This window comes from Burkholderia sp. BCC1977 (assembly GCF_905339595.1).
Taxonomy (GTDB): Bacteria; Pseudomonadota; Gammaproteobacteria; order Burkholderiales; family Burkholderiaceae; genus Burkholderia.
On sequence record NZ_CAJPGQ010000211.1, the window covers coordinates 1 to 248 of the forward strand.

The following is a 248-nucleotide window of genomic DNA, read 5'->3' on the forward strand; positions in this document are numbered from 1 at the left end:
TACTGGTGCACGAGACGCAGCACGGTGTCGTTGCCTTCCGAGCCGCTGTTGCAATAGAAGAAGTGGTTGAAGCCCGCGGGCGTGACTTCGGCGAGCAGCGCCGACAGTTCGATCACCGGCGGATGCGTCGTCTTGAAGAAGGTGTTGTAGAACGGCAGTTCCTGGATCTGGCGATACGCGGCGTCGGCGAGTTCCTTGCGGCCGTAGCCGACGTTCACGCACCAGAGGCCGGCCATCCCGTCGATGAC

At 62.5% G+C, this 248-nt stretch carries 1 protein-coding gene; it reads right to left on the reverse strand.

Features of this window, described 5'->3' with window-relative positions:
• Positions 1-248, reverse strand: a 248-nt coding sequence (locus U5771_RS35510; protein ID WP_322028229.1) for an aminotransferase class III-fold pyridoxal phosphate-dependent enzyme, incomplete at both ends; no start/stop codon positions are given.